Source organism: Pedobacter sp. UYEF25 (assembly GCF_054061655.1).
The window spans coordinates 202,228-225,259 of record NZ_JBSSEL010000002.1; the positions used below are offsets into that span (position 1 = coordinate 202,228).

The 23,032-nt window shown below is 37.6% G+C and carries 19 protein-coding genes; 4 read left to right on the forward strand and 15 right to left on the reverse strand.

Annotated elements, in window-relative coordinates; all coding sequences use genetic code 11:
- Nucleotides 1-81 precede the first annotated feature (81 nt).
- On the forward strand, nucleotides 82-2,523 hold the full coding sequence (locus tag ACVWYG_RS02900; protein WP_457268628.1) for a glycoside hydrolase family 31 protein: 2,442 nt from the start codon (nucleotides 82-84) through the stop codon (nucleotides 2,521-2,523).
- Nucleotides 2,524-2,773: 250 nt separating this feature from the next.
- On the opposite strand, the gene ACVWYG_RS02905 is transcribed toward ACVWYG_RS02900, so the two are convergent.
- The 11 genes from ACVWYG_RS02905 to ACVWYG_RS02955 all read right to left on the reverse strand — a co-directional run bounded on the left by ACVWYG_RS02905 (nucleotide 2,774) and on the right by ACVWYG_RS02955 (nucleotide 14,343).
- Nucleotides 2,774-4,333 (reverse strand): carboxylesterase/lipase family protein, encoded by a 1,560-nt coding sequence (locus tag ACVWYG_RS02905; protein ID WP_457268629.1) that lies wholly within the window; start codon nucleotides 4,331-4,333, stop codon nucleotides 2,774-2,776.
- A 283-nt stretch (nucleotides 4,334-4,616) separates the two neighbouring features.
- Nucleotides 4,617-5,933 (reverse strand): sensor histidine kinase, encoded by a 1,317-nt coding sequence (locus ACVWYG_RS02910; protein ID WP_457268630.1) that lies wholly within the window; start codon nucleotides 5,931-5,933, stop codon nucleotides 4,617-4,619.
- Entirely contained in the window at nucleotides 5,933-6,610 is a 678-nt protein-coding gene (locus ACVWYG_RS02915; protein ID WP_457268631.1) for a response regulator transcription factor, read from the reverse strand. Before ACVWYG_RS02915 ends, ACVWYG_RS02910 begins: the two co-directional genes overlap by 1 nt.
- A 107-nt stretch (nucleotides 6,611-6,717) precedes the next feature.
- On the reverse strand, nucleotides 6,718-7,554 hold the full coding sequence (locus tag ACVWYG_RS02920; RefSeq protein WP_457268632.1) for a hypothetical protein: 837 nt from the start codon (nucleotides 7,552-7,554) through the stop codon (nucleotides 6,718-6,720).
- Nucleotides 7,555-7,558: 4 nt separating this feature from the next.
- Nucleotides 7,559-7,903 carry a hypothetical protein gene (locus tag ACVWYG_RS02925; protein WP_457268633.1) on the reverse strand — a complete coding sequence of 115 codons (345 nt, stop codon included), beginning with the start codon at nucleotides 7,901-7,903 and terminating at the stop codon, nucleotides 7,559-7,561.
- A 47-nt stretch (nucleotides 7,904-7,950) separates the two neighbouring features.
- A complete protein-coding gene (locus tag ACVWYG_RS02930; RefSeq protein ID WP_457268634.1) occupies nucleotides 7,951-8,529 on the reverse strand; it encodes a hypothetical protein in 579 nt (192 codons plus the stop codon).
- A gap of 319 nt (nucleotides 8,530-8,848) precedes the next feature.
- Nucleotides 8,849-9,574, reverse strand: a complete 726-nt coding sequence (locus ACVWYG_RS02935) for an IclR family transcriptional regulator (RefSeq protein WP_457268635.1) — start codon at nucleotides 9,572-9,574, stop codon at nucleotides 8,849-8,851.
- A 427-nt stretch (nucleotides 9,575-10,001) separates the two neighbouring features.
- Nucleotides 10,002-10,790, reverse strand: a complete 789-nt coding sequence (locus ACVWYG_RS02940; RefSeq protein WP_457268636.1) for an SDR family oxidoreductase — start codon at nucleotides 10,788-10,790, stop codon at nucleotides 10,002-10,004.
- Between the two features lie 65 nt (nucleotides 10,791-10,855).
- Entirely contained in the window at nucleotides 10,856-11,713 is an 858-nt protein-coding gene (locus ACVWYG_RS02945) for a fumarylacetoacetate hydrolase family protein (RefSeq protein WP_457268637.1), read from the reverse strand.
- Nucleotides 11,714-11,906: 193 nt separating this feature from the next.
- Nucleotides 11,907-12,668: an SDR family NAD(P)-dependent oxidoreductase gene (locus ACVWYG_RS02950; RefSeq protein ID WP_457268638.1), complete on the reverse strand. Its 762-nt coding sequence runs from the start codon at nucleotides 12,666-12,668 to the stop codon at nucleotides 11,907-11,909.
- Between the two features lie 31 nt (nucleotides 12,669-12,699).
- Nucleotides 12,700-14,343 carry a UxaA family hydrolase gene (locus ACVWYG_RS02955; RefSeq protein WP_457268639.1) on the reverse strand — a complete coding sequence of 548 codons (1,644 nt, stop codon included), beginning with the start codon at nucleotides 14,341-14,343 and terminating at the stop codon, nucleotides 12,700-12,702.
- Between the two features lie 618 nt (nucleotides 14,344-14,961).
- Between ACVWYG_RS02955 and ACVWYG_RS02960 the strand changes: the two genes are divergently transcribed.
- Both ACVWYG_RS02960 and ACVWYG_RS02965 read left to right on the forward strand, forming a co-directional pair.
- Nucleotides 14,962-15,339 carry a response regulator transcription factor gene (locus tag ACVWYG_RS02960; protein WP_457268640.1) on the forward strand — a complete coding sequence of 126 codons (378 nt, stop codon included), beginning with the start codon at nucleotides 14,962-14,964 and terminating at the stop codon, nucleotides 15,337-15,339.
- A 228-nt stretch (nucleotides 15,340-15,567) separates the two neighbouring features.
- The gene (locus ACVWYG_RS02965; RefSeq protein ID WP_457268641.1) at nucleotides 15,568-16,065 is read left to right on the forward strand and encodes a GNAT family N-acetyltransferase; all 498 of its coding nucleotides are present in this window, start codon (nucleotides 15,568-15,570) and stop codon (nucleotides 16,063-16,065) included.
- A gap of 184 nt (nucleotides 16,066-16,249) precedes the next feature.
- On the opposite strand, the gene ACVWYG_RS02970 is transcribed toward ACVWYG_RS02965, so the two are convergent.
- From ACVWYG_RS02970 to ACVWYG_RS02985, 4 genes are all read right to left on the reverse strand, one after another.
- Nucleotides 16,250-16,417 carry a hypothetical protein gene (locus tag ACVWYG_RS02970; protein ID WP_457268642.1) on the reverse strand — a complete coding sequence of 56 codons (168 nt, stop codon included), beginning with the start codon at nucleotides 16,415-16,417 and terminating at the stop codon, nucleotides 16,250-16,252.
- Between the two features lie 198 nt (nucleotides 16,418-16,615).
- Nucleotides 16,616-16,990, reverse strand: coding sequence for a c-type cytochrome (locus ACVWYG_RS02975; RefSeq protein WP_457268643.1), 375 nt, complete (start codon nucleotides 16,988-16,990; stop codon nucleotides 16,616-16,618).
- A gap of 13 nt (nucleotides 16,991-17,003) precedes the next feature.
- Nucleotides 17,004-18,269, reverse strand: a complete 1,266-nt coding sequence (locus ACVWYG_RS02980) for a PQQ-dependent sugar dehydrogenase (protein ID WP_457268644.1) — start codon at nucleotides 18,267-18,269, stop codon at nucleotides 17,004-17,006.
- 33 nt (nucleotides 18,270-18,302) lie between these two features.
- Nucleotides 18,303-21,056, reverse strand: coding sequence for a glycoside hydrolase family 2 TIM barrel-domain containing protein (locus tag ACVWYG_RS02985; RefSeq protein WP_457268645.1), 2,754 nt, complete (start codon nucleotides 21,054-21,056; stop codon nucleotides 18,303-18,305).
- Nucleotides 21,057-21,441: 385 nt separating this feature from the next.
- Between ACVWYG_RS02985 and ACVWYG_RS02990 the strand changes: the two genes are divergently transcribed.
- The gene (locus ACVWYG_RS02990) at nucleotides 21,442-22,995 is read left to right on the forward strand and encodes a family 43 glycosylhydrolase (RefSeq protein ID WP_457268646.1); all 1,554 of its coding nucleotides are present in this window, start codon (nucleotides 21,442-21,444) and stop codon (nucleotides 22,993-22,995) included.
- Nucleotides 22,996-23,032 lie beyond the last annotated feature (37 nt).

Sequence of the window (23,032 nt, forward strand, 5' to 3'; positions counted from 1 at the left end):
TTAAATCCTTAACTTCCTAAAGTTTTGGGGTTTCTCATCTCGTTATAAACATCACTTATAATAAACTATTTTCTTATCCTAATGAAAAAATACCTTTATCTGCCCCTACTGTTCCAATTATATATTTGCATCGTTTATGGTCAGAATAATCCTGTAAAATCAGTTGGAGATGTAAAATCTGTTTCGATAAAAGGGCAAACAATTAGTATAAATACAACAACTGCAAGCGTACAAGTTTTAGTGTATTCACCTAACATAATTAGGGTGAGAATGGATAAACAAAAATTACAAAACGATTTTTCTTATGCCGTAGTTGGAAAGCCAGAAAAAACATCGGTTACCATCAAACAGAGTGATAAAGAACTAATAATTTTAACAGACTCAATAAAAACAGTTGTCCAAAAAGCTCCATATTCTATTGCCTTTTATACCATAGATGGTCAAATTATTAATCAAGATGAAATGGGATTAGCCACCTCTTGGGTTGGCGATAATGTAACTACGTACAAGAAATTACAGGAGGAGGAACGCTTTATTGGGTTGGGAGAAAAAACAGGCAATTTAGATAGAAAAGGAAGTGCTTATACCAACTGGAATACCGACAATTACGGGTATGCCGTAAACCTAGATCCTTTATATGTTACCATTCCCTTTTACATTGGTATTCATCACAAATTAAATTATGGCCTATTTCTAGACAATACTTTCCAAAGCGATTTTAACTTTGGAGCTAGCAACAATCGCTTTTCGTCATTTGGCGCCCATGGTGGCGAAATGAACTATTATTTCATTTATCATAAAAAACTTAGAGACATTATTAAGTCTTACACTTACTTAACAGGTAGAATGCCAATGCCAGCAAAATGGTCTTTAGGGTATCAACAAAATCGTTATAGTTATTATCCGCAAACAGAGGTACTGAGAATTGCAAAAACTTTAAGGGAAAAAAAGATTCCGGCAGATGGCATTACCTTGGACATCCATTATATGGACAAATACCAATTGTTTACTTGGGATAAAGATCGATTTCCAGATCCAATAGCGATGACCTCTAAATTAGATGAGTTAGGCTTTAAGACCACTGTAATTGTAGATCCAGGCATAAAAGTAGAAGAAGATGCAAAGGCCTATCAAAGCGGCCTTAAGGAAAATATTTTTCTCAAATACCCAGATGGCAAAAACTATACAGCCCAAGTTTGGCCAGGCTGGTGCAATTTCCCCGATTTTACAAATCCAAAAGGTAGAGCATGGTGGCACAAACAAGTTGGGTTCTTTGCAAATAACGGAATAAGTAGTATTTGGAACGATATGAATGAAATTGCCACTTGGGGGCAAAAAACTCCAGATAACATCATTTATGATTATGATGGAAAAGGGGCTTCGAATATGCAGGGGCACAATGTTTATGGCTTACAAATGACTAGAGCAAGCTACGAAGGCGCTAAAGAACAGTTAAAAAAACGTCCGTTCATTTTAACTAGAGCATCTTACGCAGGGGCACAACGCTATTCTGCCATTTGGACAGGTGATAACCGGGCAGAAGGCGACCATATGTTATTAGGCGTTAGATTAATGAACAGCATGGGTTTAAGTGGAGTTGCATTCACGGGAATGGATATTGGCGGATTTACTGGTGGCGCATCACCAGCATTATATGCCAAATGGATAGAAATTGGTGCTTTTAATCCTTACTTTAGAAACCACTCAGCGCTTAACACAAAATCCTCCGAACCTTGGACTTACGGAGAAGATGTATTGAATATAGCTAGAGATTATATTTCATTACGGTATCAACTAATGCCTTACCTCTACTCCTCTTTTTACGAGGCCACCCAAAATGGAATGCCATTAATGCGATCTCTGGCTATTGATAATGCATTCGATGGAAATGTATATAATACAGATTTCCAAAATCAATACCAGTTTGGCAGTGCTTTTATGGTTGCGCCATTTGAAAATGGCAAAGATTACGGCGCTGTTTATTTCCCAAATGGCGAATGGTATGACCTCTTCAATGACGAAAAAACCGATGGAGAGAAATCTAGAGTGTTAAAATTAACTTTAAATGAACTTCCTGTTTTTGTAAAAGCCGGAAGTATTATTCCGACGCATTCTATTATCCAATCTACAAGCGAAAAGCCTACAGACACTTTGACTGTGCACATATATAGCGGAAAAGAAGCAAACAACTTTGTTTATTATGAGGACGATGGAACGAGCTTTGATTACCAAAAAGGGGATTTTTATAAAAGAATGATCACTTTCGATCCTAAAAAAAAGCAAATAATTTTTACCAAACCGCTAGGCAACTTTAAAACTCACTTTAAGTTTGTTAAAATAATTTTGCACGGTTTTGATAGCGAAAACAATTTGGATGGAAAGACCACAAAAAGCGAAGATTTTTTATGGTTACAAGCAAATCAAAATATAGATCCGCAAGGCGCCTCGAGTCAAGCAAAACTTTGTAAGGTGAAAAGCATTACACTAAGTTTTTCTGATCAAGAAATGAATTTAAGTTATTAGCCCGGCTTTGATTAATCAGAACGCTCAATTTTTTTTTGAAGGCAACCTTAAACAAGGTATTAATGTCAGGATTTTAACCTCTGAGTAAAGATAGTTAGAAATCCTTTTTAAAAAATTTCTTTAAATCATGATAAAAAGCACCTGTTTATTTAAGCAGATTTTGGCCTACACTTCTAATTTCGGCAATCTCTCAGTAAAAGTATTTAAGTTAATTTATGTGAATTACACGATTTAAAATAATCAGAATTAATTATTTATTAAAAAATGTGTCCAATAGCAGGTAACGATTCTTAGTTTTATCCAACTCTGAATGAGGCGCTTCATTTAAAATCATAATTTTATTTTCGTCACTTTTTAGGCTAAACCATGTTGGCAGACTTTTACCGTTGGGATTTCCTGTTTTAATAAAATTGGCAAAATACGCTACCATCATTTTTGATGTTTTATAATCTTCGGGTGTCCAATTGTAAAATTTATTGGAACTGAGATTCCCTAAAGCATATTCAATCTCCGAGGCATGGTTGGCGCCATATGGTTTTTCTGCAGGTTCCTCTGCACCGATCAATGGTGGACGTAACTTAGTAAACAAGTAGCGATACACCTGCTTATTGCTAGTTTTGCTATGACTGTCAATAAATTTCCAAGTTGCGTAGGAGATAAAACGATCAGATGCCAAATCTGTTGCAACTTGTTTAACATCTGCATCTTTTTCTGCTGGATATAATTTAATTACTTCTTCTGCACGATCGCCATAAAGTTTTTTAACGGTATTGCTATAATTTTCTACTGTCGCTGCATCTTTGCCCAGTAGCGAATGAAAATCTACCTCGGCAGAATTCCATCCCGCCAATAGCGGTACATCCATTTGCTTACCTTTAGCGAAGGTGGAATGAGGAGACTCAGCTAAAAAATAGCCGTCAATGGTGATGGGAAAACGTGTGTTAGCAGACCATTTAAGTAACGAATCAGCAGGAATTTTTCTTAAATCTTCTAGTGAGGTGGCTTTAACTTGTGTAGCGAATTTTACGCCGATTTGCTCAGCATCTGTAAGAGGCACCGGAGATAAATTACCTAACAGTGAACCACTCTCACCAATGGCGCCTGCAAATAAGCCTTTTGATAACGGTGAAGCCATCTGACCGCTTACAGACATGGATCCGGCCGATTCGCCCGCTATTGTAATCTTATCCGGGTCGCCGCCAAAAGCTGCAATATTTTTCTTTACCCATTCAATAGCCGCATGTTGATCAAGTAAACTGTAATTTCCTGAGGAATGGTTTGGAGATTCTTTTGTCAATTCCGGCGAAGCCATTAAACCAAATATCCCAAGTCTATAGTTCACCGTTACACTCACAATCCCATTATTGGCCATGTGTTCGCCATCATACCGATATTCAGAACCATCGCCAGCAGTAAAACCCCCTCCGAAAATATAAACCAATACCGGTAATTTCGCTGAAGCAGATTTTGCCGGAGTCCAGACGTTGAGATATAAACAATCTTCACTTTTGCCCGCACTGCGGAATATCATATCTGAATAGATAAAACGCTGCATGGCCTGTGGTCCAAAATGATCTGCCGGACGAATGCCTGTCCAATTTTTAGCAGCTTGTGGTTGTTTCCAACGCAGATTACCAACTGGTGGCTGCGCATATGGAATGCCTTTGAATGCATGTACACCGCTTTGCTCAATAGTTCCTTGGAGTATTCCGTTTTTAACCTGAACGCGAGGCGCCGAGCCGACTATATTTTGCGCATTTGCCAACACCGCAAAGCAACTTAGAAGGAGAAAAAATACATTTTTTATCATACCACTAATAATTTTTGTTTTGAAAATTAAATGTTTACAGATCCTATTGGCAACAGAAACTTCTTCAGACTAAACGTGAACACTCTTCTCAAATCTAGTAAAATAACTTTTAAATGGCTAACGTGCCGAGACTTTTAGAAGCTCAAATAAGATGTAAAGTTCAAAATGTATTTTATACCCTCAAAAGTCTGCAGACCTTTTTCGGGTTTGCCAATAGTGTTTTCATATCATTTGCAAAAACATTATTGCCATCAATACTTCTCAGGAAGAATGAATACTAAAATTAAACACCATTTAAAAAAGTCAAACTGATCGTCGTGCCCACTCCTATTGATGATTTTACTTCTATTTTGATCTGAAAATAATCAGCAATGCTTTTTACAATCGACATTCCCAATCCATGTCTGCCGTTCCCTTCATAATGCGAAAAACGGCTAAACAACTGCTCCATATCTTCTGTTCGTATACCTTGTCCGGTATCAGCAATCAAAATCCGGTACTCATCACCTAGGTCATCGTCACTTATTAGAATAGAACCGCCTGGTTTATTGTATTGTATGGCATTATTGATCAGGTTAGAAAACAGGTGAAAGATTAATTCCTGATTCATTGTTTTAAGCTGTAAATCTTCCCTGATGTTTAATTGAACCGTGATGTTTTTATCTTCTAAAAGTGGATTTAATTCTTTAATGATATCAGAAAGAAGGTGATACGGACTAACTTGATCTGATTTCTTATACTGTCCACTATCAATTCTCGCCAGAAACAATAAAGATTTTACAATTCTCCCTAGCCGATCGAGGGTATTGTCCATTTCGGCCAATTTAAGCGCTTGCTTATCGTTCAAACCTTCATCAATCATCATATTCTCGATTTTAATGCGAAGAATACTTATCGGCGTCAGCAATTCATGTGATGCATTTGCGGTAAACTCCCGCTCCCGGTTGAAAGCTTTAGTCGTGCTCTCCATCAAGGCTTTCAAGGAATCATCAAGAAAAATAAAATCTTTAGTTGTGGTCTTAATGGGTAAAAAATTCAGATCAAAAGGGAATTTTTGTTGCATCAATCGCTTGTCTATAATCGCCCAGAAAGGCCTGAGTAATCTCCTCGAATAAAAAAAATCAAGAATAATGGTTATGAAGAGCAGTATCAACAAAAAAACTAAAGCAACATTTTGCATCAATCTGCTATAAAGTTCAATGGTTTCTCTAGAACGGCCTATTTCGAGGATGTAGTACTTTTTCTTATTGATGAATACATTTTTTAATATCCGATAATCGGCAGTATCTTTACCAATAATTCGGGTATTATCGTCAATTTCCTTGGGGTCGATTAATGCATTTGGAGCGACTTGTTGTATGGCGATATAATCGTCTTTAAGCATGGTATAACTGCCATAGGCATCCTCACCCTCCAAATAAAATTCCAAACCATTTGATTTTATATTCTTAAATACTTCGTTTCGCTGCAATCGTAAAAATTCATCTATGGTATAGACAGAATACCAACTGAATATAACGGGCAACAACAGTATAAAAAGACCAATAACGATCAATTTAGATAAAGCGAAGTAAGCATTCAGCTTGTGGTTTAATTTCACTAGGATAATTTTACTTTGTAACCAATTCCCCTTACCGATTCCAGCCAATCTATTGGTGCATAACTAATTAGTTTTTTCCGGATATTCTTAATGTGGACATCGATGTAATTGGAGTCGCCATTTGAAATACTAAGGTCTCCCCAAACGTGTTCGTACAATTGACTTCTGCTTAACGGGCGGTTTCTGTTGAGAATTAGATAGCTCAAAATATCAAACTCTTTCCGATAAAGCGAAATTTGCTGATCCTCGAAAGTAATGATTCTCGTAACCATATCTACCGCAAACGCCCCTACCTGCACGACATTCCCATGATTTGCAAATTTCCTCCTGATGATGGCCTGGATACGGGCATGAAGTTCTGCCAGCGAGAATGGTTTAGGAAGATAATCATCTGCGCCAAGTTCCAAGCCTGCAATGCGGTGATCAATATCGCCTTTGGCAGATAAAATGATCACTATGGAATCGATTTTGTCTATTTTAATGGTTTTCAAAATGTCCAAACCATTGCCATCCGGAAGACCTAGATCTAATAAGATCACCTCAAAATATCGATCCATTAAAATCAACTTGGCGTCCTTCAGCGTGGCAACTGTATCACATTCATATTGAAGTCCTGTTAAAAAGCTGATGATTTCCTCTGCCAACGAATGTTCGTCTTCTACTAATAATATTTTCATTCGAATTTATGGCTTTAATTGGTTAAGGCAAGCGTTGCGAATGGCCAAGATTCATTTCAATTGGCGGGCGGAAAAAAAAACATCAAGTATAATGGCCGCTTTTTTCTTTAAAGCTGATAAAAATATCCCAAAGAAAAGAAAGAATTTGATCGGTTGCCTTGCGCCACTTTATTGCTGAGTACCGAAAGTTGATAAGACAACAACAAAGCACCTTTACCACGATAATAAATAAATGGAAGAATAAAATTATACGAGCGCAGATTAAACCCTGTAGATTCTTTCGTGGTTTCAGTAGTTTGTGCTTGATTTCCTCCTAAAATTGGCAAGATTGAACCTAAACCACTTTGCAGCGTCTGTTCTTCGATATAGGTATTGTAAAAACGTTGTGTTCCCGCCACTATGCTTACCGTTGGCTTTAAAAAGAAACTATTTTTTTCACCCAATTGCCCCAATAGAATATTCTTAGCATTATCAAACGATATAAACACATCTTTAGATTGCCCGAAGCTGTAATCGCCTGTCAGCTCGGTTCGGAAAAAATGATCTACTCCAAGTGTTGCGCTTGCATTATTTGGGTTTGATGCCTGAAGTAATGGAGAGGCTTTGGAATAAAATGATCTGGTGTAACCGACTGCAAAATCTACATGATCTCCCAAATCAAATTCAAATCCAGTGCTTAAATGTAATTCAGATGGAAAATTGTTTTCCGACAATAATTGGTATCCCCCTCCTGAAATATAAAATCCAGAAGTGGTTTTTAATTTTAAATCCAAGTAAGCAAATGGAAGTCTTTCATTTGCCGTTTGACCGTAATAATTTGCGTTTGAACTTACAAGAGAGGATATGGTTAACGTATTTTTCTTTTCTGTAGCTGTTGTGTCTTTTTGGCCAAAACTAAATAATGGCGTTGATAAAAAAATGAATACAATAAATAAGTTTCTCATAAGTTTATAGTTTAATCTTCACCTGCGTATTTACCTTAACCTTTACTTTTATAGGTACAATACGGGGAGATTTGATCTTAATGGAAGGCACAACAATTGCCCTTGGAATGGCTTTATTTCTAGCCTTTGGGACAATTTTTAATGCATCTTCAGTTTGAGGAAGGCCTTCCTTTTTATCTTTATCGGCAGCCTTCTTCTCTACTTTTTTAGCCTTCGATAAGCTATCTTGCTGCACACTTAAACCCACAGAAAACGCTATTGGATCCATGGTGGATTTTCTAACATCCGCAGCCTGACTGCGGAATGCAACAACCGTTATAATTAAAAAAGTGAATAAACTGTATCTCATTTTAAATAAATTTGGGAACCGATCTCGATTCCCAAATCTAGAATTAATTAAAGTTTAATTCCTGAAACAATGTTCAAATTGGTCACAATCACTTTTGGACTAACATTAATATTAGTTAAAACCTTTACGTTAGTTTTTACATTTGTAGAAATCGACTTAATACTAGAATTGAGCTGTCCGGCAGCCATTCCTGTATGATTTAAAACAGCAGCTCCCTGGTTTGTTCCTGAAATTAAACCATTCTCAATTGTTCCATTTTTTTCTACCGCTAAAGCAGATTGTAATGTGGAACCAATCGAGGTTCCTTCTAAATCATTGCCAACCGAAGCACTATTTATTAAATCATTACTTACAGAAGTCTGACCATCCGAAGTTTGTTGAGTTGCAACCGTTCCATTTTCTTTCAGTTGCTGCTTGGTTGCGCTGTTCTGGTCATTTAATTTAGATGTTAAACCTTCCGAATTCACATTCGCATCTGCTTGGCTTGCTTGCGCACCTTCTACACTTTTTTTATCCATTTTAACCACTGTGCTATTTTTCGAATTTACAGATGCGGTGGTTTTTTGTTGAGCCATAACTCCGGTAAACATGGTTACCAAGAGGGCTGCTGTGAGTATTTTTTTCATATCTATTTTCTTTATACCATCAAAACTACTGCAGGTAAATGAAAATAAAATGAAACAATTTTTCTTAGAGGAATTAATCTTACCCCTATTGAGAATCTGTTTGCGGAACTTATCTTTGCTGAACCTCGAATCAATTTGTAAAAAGAAAATGGCTAATGTTTTCTTCACGATGATGAGCTACCTTCAATAAACCCAATTTGCTATTTTTTAAGCAGCAATTCCCATAGACCTTAACTTTACCAACGAAAAACTTAAGCAGCGTGTAAATTAAGTTTTACTGATTTCATAGTAGATCAATTAAAGCGAAAAACATGGCGACCTATTTAGAAAGTAATTTGCTTAGAGAAAGCGATTGAGTTATTAGTTCAGCCTTTACCCCAATATTAAATCTAAATGAAGGCAAATAAATACTGAAACTAGCAATTATTTTGTCGCCTTTATAAATTGGTGCAGCTACGCCTACCACTTGTACGGTATCTTCTATTAAAGCATAACCCTGACTTTTAATTTTCCTCACCTCGTTAAAAAAACCGATTCTAGAAGCTGCTTTAAACCATGTATTCTTATTTGGTAACCCGTATTTTTTGATGTAGATATGAAGGTCTTTTTCCTCTAAAAAAGCAATTAACAATCTACCTGTCGACGAATCGAAAGCTAATTTTTCCAGGGGCGTAGTAGCTTGGATTAATTGATCGCTCGGTTTTGTAAAAATAACTTGCCGTCTGTCTTCTTTTAAAAAAGCTATCAGACAATTTTCGCTGAGTGCTTTGCTCTTGTCAGAAAACAGATGGGTTGCCCTTTCTATTAACTCAGTAAAACCTAAACTTCCATGACCAATTTCTAGCAATCGCGGCCCTATTAAATAACCTTTCTGTTCGTCGGCCTTTCGTAATAAACCTCTCTCAACAAGCGTTTTTATAATGTTGGCACATGTACTGGTGTGAAGATTTAAATCATGAGCGATGTGACCCATAAGTTTAGGTCGATTTATCTCCTCTGCAACGTATTCTAGGATGTCTATGGATCGGTTAATAACCTGTATCATCTGAAATATTTTAGATAAACTTGCTTTAAAAACTCCATAATGCAAAATCTTTGATTTATATAAATGTAATATATGGTGTATTGAATCTTTAAACTCTGATCAATCTACCATATTTTAAGTGGTGCATTCTGGGCACAAAACTAAAAATACAATGTTGCGACAAGCATTATTTAACCCAAATACAATAGAATTATTTAAACTTTGGATTTTTATGGCAACAAGACCCTACCATTAAAATTCCTTTATATGAATTGATTTTAGGTTCCCGAACCCTCCTGCTGAAATTGATGTTTTTGCCTATAAATAAAAATTAGAATTTTTTGCAAATAACAAACGAAATACTTCATTTTTGCGACCAAAGTCTACGATGCGTGAAATAGCAACGATTGCTACAGTAACACTAGAAATAGTTAGATTGCAAATAAAACTATGCATTAGCTAAAGCTCGGTCTAAATGAACATAGCCGCCATCTACATGTATAATTTGCCCGGTAGTGTGGCTAGATTTATCGCTCAGTAAAAACGCAACGGTATTCCCAATTTCTTCAATGGTAGTCATCCGGTTTTCCAAAGGAATATTTGCTGTAATTTTAGTTAACATTTCTTCTGGATTTTTTAGCGTTGTGATCCAATTTTCATACTGTGGAGTCCAGCATTCGGCAACAACGAGTGCGTTCACGCGTATGCCATATTTTAGCAGTTCTACAGCCCACTCTCTAGTCAATGCATTTCGGCCTCCGTTTGATGCGGCATAAGCGGAAGTGTTTCCTTGTCCGGTTTCACCAGTTTTTGAGGAAATGTTAAGGATATTTCCTTTTGATTTAATGAGTTCTGGCAAGGCATGATGAGCCATTAAATAATAGTGAATAAGGTTGCGATGCAGGCTTTCTACGAAACGTTCGTAATCCCCATTTTCTAAGCCAACACCATCGTTCAAACCCGCGTTATTTACCAAAGCATTAATTTTTCCAAATTTTTCAATGGCCGTCTGTACCGCCTTTGCACAAGCTTCTGGACTGGTCAACTCTGCTTCAATCCCAAAAGCCCGTCCACCAGCTTCGGCAATTAATTCTGTTGCTTTTTGATTATCGAACTGATTTCTTCCAATAATTACAACTATTGCTCCTTCTTTTGCAACAGCTTCTGCAATTCCAAAACCGATGCCTTTTGCACCGCCGGTTATTAAAATAATTTTGTCTTTTAAATTTAAATCCATGACCTGTGTTTTTGAGTTTTTGAAGGAAGACCGATTGGCGTTGTTATCTAGAAAATGCAGGCATTTTAGTCTTTGGAATAAACTACCACGTGTTGTCTCGCCTCTCCCAAACCGTCAATTCCCAATTCAATTACGTCGCCAGGTTTTAAATAAATCTGAGGATTGAAACCTAAACCTACACCGTGCGGTGTTCCAGTAGAAATGACATCGCCGGGTAAAAGCGTCATAAATTCGCTCAGATAAGAAACAACATGAGCCACATCAAAAATAAAATCATCCGTCTTACCGTCTTGCATAATTTTACCATTCAATTTCAACCAAAGGCGTAAATTATTTGGATCGCCGATTTCATCTTTCGTCGCCAACCATGGTCCAAGTGGAGCAAAAGTATCGCATCCTTTTCCCTTAGCCCACTGTCCGCCACGTTCTAACTGGAAAGCTCGCTCACTTACATCATTATGGAGCGCATAACCGACAACATAATTTAGGGCCTCTTCTTTAGAAACGTAACTGGCTTTTTTGCCGATAACTACCGCTAATTCAACCTCCCAATCAGTTTTTAGAGACCCTTTTGGAAGCATAACGTCATCATTCGGACCTACGATAGAGGTAGTGCTTTTGAAAAAAACGATAGGTTCGCTAGGGATTTGCGCATTGGTTTCTTTTGCATGTTTGGCATAATTTAATCCGATACAAACTAACTTAGATGGACGACAAATTGGAGGTCCTAATCTTTCGGAATCCGAAACTAACGCAAGGCCTTTTTTGTTCTCCTTAATAAAGATAGCCAATCTATTTAAACCATCTGTTTCAAAAAAATTTTCGTTATAATCTTCTCCAAAACCAGATGTGTCGTACTTTCTACCATCAATTATTATCCCAGTTTTCTCTTTGCCTACTGCTCCGTATCTTATTAATTTCATTTTCTTAAACTTTTAGTTCGCCATAGTTTACGGCTTCAATTTTATATAATTGTTGAGGGGCCGCTTAAATCAAACTTATCCATTTATCAACATTGCTTTTTTAAAAAAAAACCATCGTTATGCTTCTGCAGCCGCTGAATGATACATTACTCGCATTCTTTTTGTCTAAAATCTCACCCGTCAAATCTCATTTCTAATTATTCAACTTTATAAATCCACCATCAATAGGATAGTCATTTCCGGTAATAAACCCTGCTTCATCAGAACAAAGATAAAGTGCCAATGCAGCTATCTCCTCGGGTTTTGCCATGCGACCAATTGGCTGACTTTTTGATAGCTTTTCGAACATTTCCTCCCGATTGTTTGGGTAGTTTTTCGCAATAAAACCATCAACAAAAGGCGTGTGTACCCTAGCGGGAGAAATGCTATTACTGCGAATTCCATCGGCCATAAAATCTCTAGCTATAGACATGCTCATCGCATAAATTGCACCCTTGCTCATAGAGTAGGCAAAACGATCTGCGATTCCAACTATCGAAGCAATAGAAGCCATATTTAGTACGACACCACCACCACATTTTTTCATCATAGGTATTGCTGCGTATAAACAATTGTAGGCGCCTTTTACATTCACTTGATAGATACGATCAAAGTCTGCTTCAGCCGTTTTTTCCAGATTACCAACGTGAGCGATGCCCGCATTGTTTACCAAAATATCTACCTGCTCAATTTTGCCAAATGTAGAGAATACTTCAATTTGCTTACTCACGTCGCATGAAAATGCTTGAGCTTCACCAAAATTATTGATTTCATCTACCGCTTGTTTTGCAGATTCTTCATTCAACTCTAAGATGTAAACTTTTGCTCCTTGCTTTGCAAACAGAACTGCTATGGCCTTTCCTATGCCACTACCACCGCCAGTAATTATTGCTGACTTTCCTTCTAAACTAAACATTATCGCCTTTTTTCTTTAGATTAACATTCAATTATAAACTTACACCTCTTTTCCACGGGATAAAATCATCTTGATTTAAGGATACCGCTTTAGCAATCACCTCTCCATTTGCGACCTTAATACATAGTTCCAATATCTCTTCTCCCATTTCTGGGATTGATTTTTCACCGCGAATAATTGCTCCGGTATCGATGTCGATGATATCTGCCATACGATTTGCCAATTGGGTATTCGTAGCCACTTTAATTACTGGGCAAACTGGATTTCCGGTTGGTGTACCCAAACCCGTGGTAAATAAGATCAAATTTGCCCCGCTCGCCGCTTTACCTGTAGTTGCTTCTACATCATTACCAGGCGTGCAAACCAAACTCAAACCAGGTTTAACCGCTTGTTCAGTATAATCCAATACATCGACCACCGGAGAAGTCCCTCCCTTTTTTGCGGCTCCAGTACTCTTTATAGCATCTGTAATTAGCCCATCTTTAATATTCCCTGGCGAAGGATTCATAAAAAACCCAGAACCAACTGCATGTGCCTGCGCATCGTAGGTGCGCATTAAATGCATAAACTTTCTGGCAATTTCTTCGCTTTCGCATCGGTCTATCATATTTTGTTCGGCCCCACATAATTCTGGAAACTCTGCCAATAAGACTTTTGCACCTAGAGAAACCAGTAAATCTGCTGTGTAACCTACAGCCGGATTTGCCGATATACCACTAAACCCATCGCTTCCGCCGCACTTTACACCAACGGTTAAATGTGCTAAAGACGCAGGTGTTCGTTCCACTTTATTAGCCTCCACTAGGCCAGAAATAGTTTGCTGAATGGCCTCTTTAATTAATGTTTCTTCGCTCTGCATTTTCTGTTGTTCGAATACCAAAACAGGCTTATCAAACTGAGGATGATATTTTTTGATATCGGCTAAAAAATTACCGACCTGCAAGTGCTGACAACCCAAACTTAAAAGCGTAATCCCGGCTACATTTGGATGGTTTGCGTATGAAGCTAGCAATTTACCCAACATTTCAGAATCTTGTCTTGTGCCGCCACAACCTCCCTGATGGTTTAAAAATTTGATGCCGTCTACATTTTTAAAATAGCGGTTTTGACGTGATTCTATTGCCGGAGGAAAATCTACCTGATCAATTGCTTTTCCGTCTTTTAGATTTTGAATCAATTGAGATGAAAAAAGCTTGTACTTATCGGTTACCGCATAACCCAATGTTTGATGCAACGCCTCTTTGATCACATCCATATTTCGATTCTCGCAAAACACCGTGGGGATAAAAAGCCAATAGTTGGCGGTTCCAACGCTTCCGTCATTTCTGTGGTAGCCATTAAACGTTCTTCCAATAAATTTAGAAATGTCTGGTTTTAACCATTTATAATCTACCTGTCGATAATCATAAGGATCTGCGGCATGTCTGGTATTTTCAGTAGTCATCCGTTCACCGCTCTTAACAGCGTGTTGTACTTTACCCACTAAAACACCATACATGGTAATTTCGTCTCCGGCTTCCATGTCACTGATAAAGACTTTATGTTTTGCCGGAATTTTATCTTTAATGATAAGGGATGACCCCCCGAAAATGATGTCCATTCCAGGAATTAAATCCTGCAATGCTACCAATACGTTATCCTTTTTATCAATTTGTAAAATTAGATGTGTCGACATTTTATTATTTAATTGTATCGAATGTTTTATTCCTTGGAGATTGAATACTACCTAAATTTGTAGGCATACTTTTGCATGTTATTATATTTATGTCTTTACCAACGTCCATCAAACTATAAATCCAAAGCTAAGGAATGGCTTGTCATATCACTTTTAAAGGTGTACTTGGTGAGTATAGTAAATAAATTCCCATAAAGAGAAAAGTTTGGAGAATTATTACAAATGCAAACCAATTAAAGTGGAAACTAGTCAATTATATTTTTCTAAATATTACAAGCAAAGTAAATAAATACATTCATATAAATCAAAAATTTTATATTGTTGAATTATTTGTAAAAATCTTTTCATGTTTTTTCCCTAGCTGATTACTTGGTTAGGTAAATCCGGAGAAATCCGGTTTCTAATCAATAAAAATAGTTGCACTTCTAACGCTCTAGCAGTTCAAAATATTAGCGCAGAATCTACGATACGATTTCGCATTTGAAGCTGTTGTTATGAGGAATTCGATTATGGAACCGGCCCAGAGGAAATGCTCGGATTTATGACTCGCAAAAAAGTTAAAAACTCCAAACTTTTCTTTGATGAATTAAGTTATAAAAATATTGCCTATAAAATCTAATGAGTAAGCACAATTTGGTCGTTGAGGACAACGACGATATTCGAGAAATAATAGGCATGTTGCTTACAATGGAACACTATCAAGTGCATTTGTGCGAGAATGCAAGCACTTTTAGAGCGGAGGTTCTCATCCGAAGACCAGATCTGGTAATTCTAGATGTAATGCTGCCAGATGGGAATGGAATTGACCTTTGTTGCGAAGTAAAACTAGATTATAACACCGGACACATTCCGGTTATGATGATGTCCGCACATTCTAGTCTTAATGAAATAAGAAAAAAATGCGAAGCCGATGACTTCATCAACAAACCGTTCGACATCGACGATTTTATAGCAAGAGTTTCTGAATTGCTGAAAAAAAATACTTTGGCTTTTTAAACTTCGCGTAACTTGTAGATGTTAAAAGCTTAAAAGAAGTAAACTCAAAGATGTTGTGTAATTGTACAATAGGCTTTTTTAGCCCATAGATTTATTTTTAAAAGCTCCAAACCTCTGGAGAATACGCCGCCAAATTACTCTGAGATAAAACCGATTTTTATCTAGAAAAAATAAGTCAAACTTTTTTAAGGTGACATCGTTATGCGAGGTAATTTAGCAAAAAATTATATGGAAGATCTTGTTGTACCGAGTTTTTTAAAGCCTACTACGGAACTGAAAAGCTTCAAAAAAAATCCTGCCTACCAGTATCAAATCAATCCAGATCTTAATGCGGTAGATTGGCAATCCATCTTGCATTTATTTCAAAAAGTCAATTGGAAACATAGGGTAGCAGACGAAATACAAAGTGCTTTTAACTTAAGCACGACTATTATTTTTGTTTATCATAACGATTTAATCATCGCTTTTGGCAGAGTAATTGGAGATGGAAGATATTACGCCATGTTAGCGGACATTGTGGTGGACCCAGCTCATCAAGGAAAGGGTTTAGGGAAGTTTTTAGTCGGTTCGCTAAACAGTCAATTGGTCAATTATCACTTCGTTAACTTAAGTGCAGCGCCAGGAGCAGATAAATTCTATAAAAGTATGGGATGGAAAAAGCAAACCACTGCATTTATTTGGCCTCAAGGACCAAAACAGCTCAGGCAACATTGTGAAAAAGATTGATTCTTATTCAATCGTATTTTTTTAATAACGTCTACAAATTTTAGATTTTTTTTCTGACGGAAATGTGGAAGCAGGCAAACCTCTTTTATAAAATAAGGAAGTAACTGCGGTATCGCTCCATGGGTATTTTATGTAGCCCGGTTGCTTTACGCTGGATTACTCACTCCTATTTAGCATCGTTTTATTATGGCTTTCGCTGAATGAAAATTTTATCTACGCCTGCGATTTCAAAATCAGTCGGCTTACCATGTTTGTCCATTAAACTTGTTGGCACGGAAGCCGACTCAAAATAGACGATCAACGGATTACCTATGGTTTTAACGCTTTTGTACAGCATAGCTGATGCAACCATTTTTTGGACTTATTGTAGTTAACTCAAACCTAGCCAGCCTGTCACCAACCTCCCTATTATGAGTTGGATGTGCAACATCCAAGTGACCAATATCCAGTGCAACAACCTTTCTGGTGTTTGGTACTGACATGGTCATTCTTTGGGCGTTCCATTTCGGCTAGAAAGCATCATTTGAAACATCGATAGACATGATCAAATTTATTTTGTCGCTAATACGTAAGAAATCATCTTTTTCACATCTTTAGGAGCTAAATCATTGTGAGGAGACATTGCCATTGGACCCCAATTTCCGCTGCCTCCTTTTATCACTTTTTCTACAAGCATGGCATAATTTTTTTCATTTACCGGGTATTTTTTTGAAATGTCTAGAAAGGATGGTCCTATCAATTTAACTGTTGGTTTGTGACAGCTTAAGCAATCAGATTTTGAAATCAGTAGTCCTCCTTGAACAATATCCGCTTTCGTGGAAGAGGCGATCGTTGTTTTCTTTTTCTTCACCGTTTGAGCGCTGACAGTACTTGAGAGGCTCACACATGCCGTTATTATTGCCGTAATGGCTATTCCTTTTAACATCTTCTAATTCAAATTAATTCTTTACGATTTTAAAAATTCCACATTTTTTATTTCCAGGACCAGTATCTGGATTAGTAAGCAAATATAGTTCGCCGTTTTCATCCTCATTTATTCCAGTAATCTTCAAGTTTTCTGGAAAATTAGCGAGCTTTACATTTCCTCTGTTCCACTTGGTGCCGTTTTGCTTTAGGTAAAACATCGGCCCGGTCCAATCGGCAAAAAAATAGTTACTTTTTAGCGCCGGTATTTCAGTTCCATTATAAACATATCCCCCCATTATACTAATGCCAATCTTATGGCTGTATTCATCGATCGGCATGGTAAGTCCTTTAATGTCGCAGCCGTCATCTGGTTTATTTTCATCGTTATGGCAATGGGTACCTTCCATAATTTTCCATCCATAATTTGCACCCTTTTTTACAATATCTACTTCTTCCCATAAATCTTGCCCAACCTCGCCAACAAAAAGTTGTTTGGTAACCTTATCGAAGGACATACGATAGGGATTGCGAAATCCATAGGCCCAAATTTCTGGCTTTACATCGGCGCTGTCAACAAAGGGATTGTCTGCTGGAACTTTATAGCCGCTATCTGTATTCACATCTATTCTAAGGATTTTTCCAAGCAACGTATTCATATTTTGTCCATTGCCAATAGGACCGTGCTTATCGTGCTGACCTCCGCCATCGCCGAAGGAAACATATAAATAACCATCCGGCCCAAATTTCAAGCAGCCGCCGTTATGATTGCCATCCGGCTCATCTACCGCTAGGATAACTCTACCACTGTTTGGATCCACAGATCCACTTTGAGTAGACCTATATTCTGCGACAACGCCGGTGTGGTTAAATCCTTTTTTTTCAATAGGCCTGCTATAGAAAACATAAAATTTACCGTTTTTTTTGAAGTCTGGATGAAGCGCTATGCCTAAAAGACCGCGTTCTTCATAACCGTTATTTATTTTTATGGTTTTACTTCTTAAATCCAACACAGGAACATTGCTTTGCTTGCCATCCTTAAATTTCAAAATCACCCCATTTTGTTTACATACCCACATTTCACCGGTTCTTGGAAAAGCCATATCGGTAAGCGCTTCTAATGTATCCGTAATTTTTTGCGCCTTTAACGTGATGATTGGTAAATCAATGTCGCTTTTTAAAGACTTCTTTTTGGTCGACACATACGATGAGGTTAAAACCGCTGCGCAAGCGAGACTTAAAAGTAGCACTGCAACAGCAACAAATCTCAATCCGCTTCTTTTTAAAAGTAATTTTTTCATTTTCTAAATTCAGTAAATTTATGTCTTTTTTAATTAAAATTGAAACCAAAGCGTCGCGTTGACTGGCTTTCCCTCATTTTTGTTTTTTTGACCCTGTGGCCCTATTTTATCTGGTGATTTAAACTTTGTGCCAATAGGGCTAATGCCCTGCAAAAACCCAATGTCACCTTTTGGAAAGGCCGGCTCCACATTGTTGTTTTTTAGTGCGGCTTTCTCTCTAGCCGGTTTAAATATTTGTAAAAACATATTCTTATCATCTGTAAATATGGTAAAAGGCGATTCCTTGTTTTCTATAACCGCCCAATTGACTTGTGCATGATAGCCTTTAAATTCCGGATAATTCCAACTCTCCCCAGTAATGGAGTTGTTGTAATCTTTGTGCCAAACATTGTATTTTTGTCCGCGAAGTCTGTTTTTCCAAACCCGATAAGGTCCACGTCCTAACCATTTTAACCCTGTCACTTTACGCTCTGGATAATTGAAAGTGATTCCCATAAAATCTGCATCTCCTGTCTGTGTGTAGGTATAATCTAACCTTGCTGGGCTGCCATAAACAAATGTCCACTTTACCTTCAATGATGCAGCTCCACTGTAATCTGCTTCGATGATGTATTTCTTTCCGCTCTTGTAATTTTTAAAAGATTTTAACTCCGTAGCAGGGCCTGCCAAAACCGGCCCATCCGAGAGAGAGATTACTTTTCCGCCCTTTTTAACATATTGTATAAAACCAGTGTTTTTATTAAAATGATAGATCGTTGTACCGACAGTTACAACTAAAACACTGTCCTTTTCTATCGCTGAGGTATTTCCTATTGAAGGACTTTGTATCTTAAAATTGTTTTTGAGATCTGGTGTGTTTATTCGCCAACTCCAAGTAAACAGCTCTTTGTCGTCCGGGTTAAATGCAGTAAGATACAATGCGTCGGCTTTGTTCCAATCCTTCGGCAAACTTAGGTTTAACATCCCTTTTTCACCTGGTTGTAATTCTAGAGGAAGGGGTTTCCCCTCAGTAAGAATTTTAGCGTCTGTAGATTTACTCGACGAGGTTGGAAATCGCACGAGCTTCCAAACAAATTTACATTGACTGAGCTTGGTAAAATCATATCTGTTTTCGACTTCTATTTTTCCATCAAAACTTTTATCAATTGGTTTTGGATTGATATAAATTGGAGACCAAATTTCCTTTATCGAATAAAAGCTTGCTTCCTTTTCTCTATGGGGACCTAAAATACCATCAGGCGCGTGGTCTCCATCGCTATCATAAATATTATTTTTATCGGCACGCAAAACCGATTCATCTATAAATGCCCAGAGAAAACCACCTGCTCCATGAGGATGTTTGATCATCAGCGACCAAAAATCGTCTAGGCCAGCACCGTTACCACCATCAAACAAACCATGTAAAAATTCGGTTGTAAAAAAGACTTCTTTGCCAGTAGCCACTTTATCTTGTATCGCCTGGTAGTCGGGATAATGATGTGTATCCGTTCCGTTGAATTTTGTCCACGGATGGATAACCGTTCTATTTTGTGGATCGTACCACGCATAGTCTCCATCTAAATCTGTATTCCAGCCTCCCTCGTTTCCATTGTCCCAAAAAACAATAGACGGATGATTTACATCTCTCACTACAAGTTCCTTAACCAACTTCCGCCCAACCATGGTGTCGTATTTAGATTGCCAGCCTGTTAATTCGTCTAAAACATATAAGCCAAGAGAATCGCAAACATCTAAAAAGTCTTGGTCTGGTGGATAATGAGACATCCGTACGGCATTGTTGTTCATCTCTTTCATAAGATTTGCGTCCAATAAATCTATCTTATGACTTGTAGTACGCCCTGTTTCAGGCCAAAAACTGTGTCTATTGGTTCCTTTCAAAATAACTTTTTTTCCATTTACATAAAAGCCATCTTCTTTACGGAGCTCAACAGTCCGAAAACCAAATTTCTGCTTAAAGCTATGTAATACCTTATTTCCTTCCTTTAATGAAACAATAACTTGATATCTATTTGGAAACTCAGCACTCCACAACCGAGGATTGTTAATTTTGCTTTTAAGCCGCACCGAATCTTTATTTTTTTGAATGTTGAGAGAAAATGGCTCACCGAAATTTTTACCGTTTAAGGTCTGAATTTGCGCCTCTAGTTTTTCGCCATCCTTCGTGTTGCCTGTAAATACATCCATTTCGAATGAACCGTCTGCTTTCGCATTCACGGCGAGTCTGTCTATGTATGTATTCGGAACGATTTCTAAATAAACCGGTCTAAATATTCCGCCGAAAACCCAAAAATCGCTTTCTCTTTCCGCCTGATTTACAGACTTGTTTGCAGACATTTTATCCACTGTAACTTCTAACAAGTTTTGAGCATTGAACTTTATTAATGATGTGATGTCGTATTTAAATCGATAAAATGCACCTTGGTGAATTGGGCCTGCCAACTTTCCGTTTATCATCACTTTTGTATCAGTCATGGATGCCTCAAACACGATGAAGACCCGTTTCCCGGTCCATTTTTGGGCAAAAAATTGATGTTTATACAAACCTTGTTCGCTTGCCTTGTTCTTATCATGGCCATAGTTAAAAGTTCCAAATCCCTGCAATTCCCAATTGGAAGGCACAGGTATTTTCGCCCATTCACCGCTTTTCCGACCAGCAGTACAATAAAAATCCCAAAGAACCGTGTGGTCTTTGTCTGTGCCAGAGAGGTATTGAACAGTTGTTTCTTGCGAGAAAGCGCTTAAACAAAATATTACTACGAAAAAACTTAGGGTAATTTTTTTTATCATCAGGTGTTTTAATTGAGCTGTAAAGTTTGCCGCTAACATCAAACATAAGATGTTATGACGACAACTTTTTGTCTTTAAAGATAATGAAGTATACAAATTAAATCAAAACTGGGCGATGCAAGTTAGCAATTCGTCCATATTAATTGACACCATGTGCTTATTGAAGTTACCCAAATATTTGATTGACAATCGGCTCAATTTTACAGGCTGAGTATACAGGAATCTTAAAACACCAAAATGTTTTTTGGAGAACTTTTTATTTAATAGTTGAATGGTAGTTTTTTTTTGCTAACGAGAACACACAAATAGTAAAAAAGCATGTACAATTTGAATATTTTCGACAAACCATTTTCTGCATCTTTGGCTAAGCAATCTAAACCAAACTATGAGTCCAACAATCAAAACTTTTTGTCTTTTAACACTGTTCGTATTAAATGGGTTAATCTCTTATAGCCAATCAAATACAAAAATCAAAAGCATAGAAAATCAGTATCATGCTGATTTGGGAAATGGTTATTTCGAAAACCCTATTTTAAGAGGAAACTATGCAGATCCATCCGTGGTAAGAGACGGCAATAATTATTACATGACACATTCTTCTTTTGACAATCTTCCGGGTTTATTGATTTGGCAGTCGCAAGACCTGGTAAATTGGAAACCTATCGCGAATGCGCTAACAGATTTTGTCGGAGGCGTTTGGGCGCCAGACATTATTAAGTATAAAGGTTTATTTTACATATATTTTCCTGCGGGAGGGACAAATTGGGTGGTAACTGCAAAAAATCCAGCGGGACCATGGAGCAAACCTATTGATTTAAAAATTGGTGGAATAGATCCAGGTCATGTTGCAGCACAGGACGGAAAAAGATATTTAAACCTTGCCGGTGGCGGCATGGTTTCGTTGGCGGATGATGGATTAAGTGTGACCAGCACACTGAAAAGAAATTATGAAGGCTGGGTTTTCCCAAAAGAATGGATTGTAGAATGCTTCTGTCTTGAGTCTCCAAAGTTTACTTATCACAACGGCTACTATTACATAACGGCAGCTGAAGGTGGAACCGCAGGGCCGGCAACGAGCCACATGGTGGTTTCTGCGCGTTCTAAAACACCGTTCGGACCTTGGGAAAATAACCCCTACAACCCCATTGTTAGAAATACAAATAGAGCTAACAAATGGGCTTCAATCGGGCATGGAACGCTTGTAGACTCGCCAGATGGAAAGTGGTGGATTGTTTTTCATGGATTTGAAAATGCAAACAAAACCATTGGTAGGCAGACTTTACTTTTACCCATAGAATGGACAAAAGATGGTTGGTGTAAGGTACCTGACACCGCAGATGTTGCCAAACCCCTTAAAAAGCCAGTGGGCAAAGCTGTTGTTCACGGTATGAAATTGTCTGATGATTTTGAAGGAAAACAGCTAGGCAGTCAATGGAATGTATTAAAAAACGAGCATAAAGATCGATTTATTGTCGACAGCGGAACGTTAACCATTGAAGGTTTGGGGAGATCAATTTCTGAAACCCAACCTTTACCAATTATGCCAGGAAACGACTCTTATGAAGTAACCGTAGCCTTAAATGCAGGCACAAATACTGCAAGCGGCGGGTTAATGTTGTATTATAATCAAGAATATTACGCGGGATTGGAGTTTTCAGACCATCACCTCTACCGAATAAATAATAGGGGTCAGAAAAGTAGAGAATCCGGTGAAATTAAACAGGACTTGGTTTACTTAAGACTGAAAAATGATCACAACGACTTGCTATACTATTACAGTTTAGATGGCAAAGAATGGACGAGACTAGAATTGGTAAACCAAATGTCCGGGTATGAAACCAATACTTTGGGAGGCTGGGGTTATTTAAAACCGGCACTATTTTCTATCGGCGAAGGTAAAGTAAAATTCAGAACCTTTAGATACGAAGGTTTCGACTAAATGCATATTCTATGTGATTGATAGGTAAAATCTTAAA